At 43.8% G+C, this 3480-nt stretch carries 5 protein-coding genes and 1 pseudogene; all 6 read right to left on the minus strand.

The genetic code is table 11. The features are described from left to right. The coding region (locus AC0TNG_RS00130) for an RHS repeat domain-containing protein (protein WP_473712404.1) at positions 1-850 on the minus strand (850 nt) is incomplete at its 3' end. A gap of 224 nt (positions 851-1074) precedes the next feature. Continuing rightward, a complete protein-coding gene (locus AC0TNG_RS00135) occupies positions 1075-1473 on the minus strand; it encodes an Imm50 family immunity protein (RefSeq protein ID WP_024906919.1) in 399 nt (132 codons plus the stop codon). Positions 1474-1482: 9 nt separating this feature from the next. Continuing rightward, positions 1483-1908 (minus strand): annotated as a pseudogene (locus AC0TNG_RS00140) (HNH/endonuclease VII fold putative polymorphic toxin); the annotation flags it as partial. Positions 1909-2070: 162 nt separating this feature from the next. Further along, a complete protein-coding gene (locus AC0TNG_RS00145; RefSeq protein ID WP_230581843.1) occupies positions 2071-2364 on the minus strand; it encodes an Imm50 family immunity protein in 294 nt (97 codons plus the stop codon). Between the two features lie 187 nt (positions 2365-2551). Continuing rightward, entirely contained in the window at positions 2552-2998 is a 447-nt protein-coding gene (locus tag AC0TNG_RS00150; protein ID WP_473712405.1) for a type IV secretion protein Rhs, read from the minus strand. After that, positions 2998-3480: RHS repeat-associated core domain-containing protein (locus AC0TNG_RS00155; protein WP_473712406.1), on the minus strand; the 483-nt coding region annotated here is incomplete at its 5' end. The genes AC0TNG_RS00155 and AC0TNG_RS00150, both read right to left, overlap by 1 nt.

Here is a 3480-nt window from a genome sequence, read left to right on the forward strand (position 1 = left end):
CGACCTGCGGGTCGTAGTAGCGGAACAGGTTATAGTGCAGTCCCGTCTCACCGTCAGCGTACTGCCCGGCATAGCGCAGCGGCTGGTGCGCCATCGCCGAGCGATTCACAACCCTCGAGAATCCTTCACTCTGATGATGTACTTCGCCAAAGCTGCCGTACTGGCCGCTCCAGCGCACCGTGCCGCGCTCGTCGGTCACCTCCAGCGGCGCGCCGTTCAGGTCGGTATTGAACCAGTAAATCTCACCGCTCTTCTGGTCACGAAGGTGATCCACCCGCGCCAGGGGGCTCCAGGCTTCATTCGGATCGTATACATAAGTGCTGCACAGCCCGCTCTCCTGCTGCACCTGCAGCAGGCGGTAGCCCTGCCACAGGAAGCGGGTGTCGGTGGTGCCGTGCGTCGTGGTGACGATTTTGCGCGTGCGGCGGCCCAGCGCGTCGTAGTGATAGCGCGCCTCAAACCGCCCTTCCGGCCCGGTTCCCCGGGCGGACACCAGCCGGTTCTCGGCGTCATACGCATAATGCTGTTCATACAGCCCGTTGCGGCGGCTGACCAGGTTGCCCCAGTGGTCGTATTTCATAAACAGCGCCTGCCAGTGCTGCAGGCGGTTATCCGTGACCGGTACCGGATCGTCACTGGCGGCGAGGTTATCCGCGGCGTCATAGCTGAACTGCGCGCGACTGTGCCCCTGTCGCGCCTCGTAGTGCTTCAGCAGACGCCCTTCGGCGTCATGACGGTAAGCGATCTCATCGCTTTCAATACCTAGGGCAACGCCTTCGGCGGTTGGCGTGCAGCGGATGCGGGTAATCTGGCCGCTCAGATCGCGGACGTAGCGGCTTGCATAAGACAATCATGCTACCGCCACACCCTGATAAATTAAGCCATCTGCACGATAACTATTTTAGTTTTTATACAACAGGTTAAACACTGAAACTTACCGAAACATAATGCTGTTTTATGGTCGATTAAGTAGGTATCACCCATTCCAGTCGTAACACCAAACCTCTGCAGAACATGCAATCAGACCAAACTGAACAAAATCAATGGGAGGATTTATTATCCTCCCATTCTTTATTATTTTGAAATTGTATAAGCTGTTATTGAAGAAATATCAATGAATTTTGCTTTTATTGAGAGAGAGAATATATCATCTTGAGCTAAAATGATGATAAAACCATCTTCTTTAGATATGTTAACATCTAAAGAAAAGTTAGTTTTATTCCAACCAAATAAGCTAGCCTCCGCTATATCAATAGCAGTCAATTGTAATTGTACGACATTACATTTCTGCATTATCCATTTTTTTGGTGGTTGCGAAGGATAACTTTCAATATTGAATCTTAGTGTGATTTTTGGCCCATCCCTATGGAAAACCACATCATGAAGTTCAACATTACGTAATGAAGGTTCTTCATCGGTGAAGATAGAAGAAATACTTCTTTTATCAATTAATAAATCAACCCATGAATTCATTTTCCCTCCTTAAAATGGATAATGTTCTAGCGTTCCAGATATAGTACCATTTCGGGTATCACTGATCGGTCGAACATTTAAATGTGGCCCTTGGTTACCAGGTGTTCCTGGAGGTCCATAGATATGCCCTGGTGAATGGTCCTGGATTACAATGGATTCACCATCTGGACGCGAGAAAGTATATTCTCGTGTCTTTATAGGTAAATGATCGTCTCCTAAAATAGATTTCCCGTTTCGATCTGTTAAAGGTACTAGCTCAACTTTTGATGGTTGCTGGCTCACTGGTATTCCGGCATCTCTTTTCGCTGCCCTAAAGGTTGCATTTCTCGATTTAAATTTAGTAGTACAGCTAGCAAGACCCAGCGGATCAATCCACCCCAACGGATTCGGCGCATACTGATAAAGGTTCCACCCACCATTCAGCCCAATCGGATCTATTCAGTAAACTGAACCAACCTTAAATTATAAAAGCTAGGAAAATTTAAAAATCCACCACGACCTTTAGCTTACTGACTAATAGATACGAAAGGTCCCATTAATTGTATATGTGAACACTTCAAATTTAAAAAAATATCCGTCCCCTTTATTATAACTTCACTATGGGGAGTGTTTTTTTTGTATTTCTATTTTTGCTGGCATATCCGTAGACATACCTTCTATTTTTAAGGATTTTACTCCACTGCAACTTATACCAAACCTACATCTATTATAGCCTTTAACCCATTTTTGGGGAGGATTGTCAGGCAACTCATTAACAAAGTCAAAACATATTATTACCGTAGCAGTTTCGCGGTCTATTTTAATATCAAAGATGTCGGTTTCATTCACTTCAACATATCTACTGAAAACCTTGTTAAACAAAATACCACCTTCGATTTCGTTCCAATACATATGACTCTTCTCAAATTTCATGATTGTCTAATGTGCCAGAAACTGAACCTACCCAAGCAATTTCGAATGTTCTTTTTAAAATAGTCTCAGAGGGACATTACCATCACCGTAAGACTCTTGCCCCGGTTTTTTATCAAATCAAAAACATTACCTAAAACGTCCTGGGAGGATGAACCTCCCATTTCAATCATTTTTTATCTGACCATGAGAAACCGAAATCAATATATCCTTCAGCACTTATCACTAGACACCATTTATTTTCTCTATCAAAAAAATAATGATGCTGAGGGATATTTTTTATTGCCATATCAAGAAATAAAAAAAACTGCTTGGTATTCAACCTGACAGAAAAATCAAGAGACGAATCATTTATATAGTAAATCTCATCACTATTTGAAATCACATCATGAACATCAGTATCATGAATGAATCTCTTTATATCTACCAACCAATCCTTATAGTCCCCATGTAGTTCTAAAGACCTATGAGCATTGGTCTTTGACCAGTCAATTTTTGAACCAGCCCAACTATAACTATCGGATAACTTATCCGCAATGTGTTCCCAGTCATCCACAATTTCTGGTTGTTCAGGAAGCAAAGATATTTCCTTCCTGATTTCATCATCGAGCGTCATTAAGAGCCTCTCCATGGTTTTGATGGTAAATTAAATAAATCTTGAATTTTTGTCACAACGGATTCAGCCGCATCAAACATGAAGTGCTCCCCTTTATCTTTACCGCTAAACACATTGATATGAGCTCCACTTCGTTCATCATACTCAACTCTAAAACCTGTTTTTCCATCAATTGTTGTCATCCCGACAGGTTGACCTTTAGTCGAACCAAATTTGCCTGTGTTAACTTTTTCGGCTTTAAATCCTCGCTCTTCTAACCATTTCAGAGCTTTATTTCTGGCCTGTTCATATGAGTCTTTGGATGAACAGGTTGACAATCCAAGCGGATCAATCCACCCCAGCGGGTTCGGCGCATACTGATAAAGGTTCCACCCACCATTCAACCCAATCGGATCCTGCACAATAAACCGCCCGACCTGCGGGTCGTAGTAGCGGAACAGGTTATAGTGCAGTCCCGTCTCACCGTCAGCGTACTGCCCGGC

The organism is Enterobacter sp. PL_is514 (assembly GCF_055816715.1).

What these genes read in the sequence shown, in the direction of transcription:
- AC0TNG_RS00135 (WP_024906919.1), bottom strand. Translation starts at nt 1,473, where the DNA reads ATGAATTCATGGGTTGATTTATTAATTGATAAAAGAAGTATTTCTTCT.
- AC0TNG_RS00145 (WP_230581843.1), bottom strand. Translation starts at nt 2,364, where the DNA reads ATGTATTGGAACGAAATCGAAGGTGGTATTTTGTTTAACAAGGTTTTC.
- AC0TNG_RS00150 (WP_473712405.1), bottom strand. Translation starts at nt 2,998, where the DNA reads ATGACGCTCGATGATGAAATCAGGAAGGAAATATCTTTGCTTCCTGAA.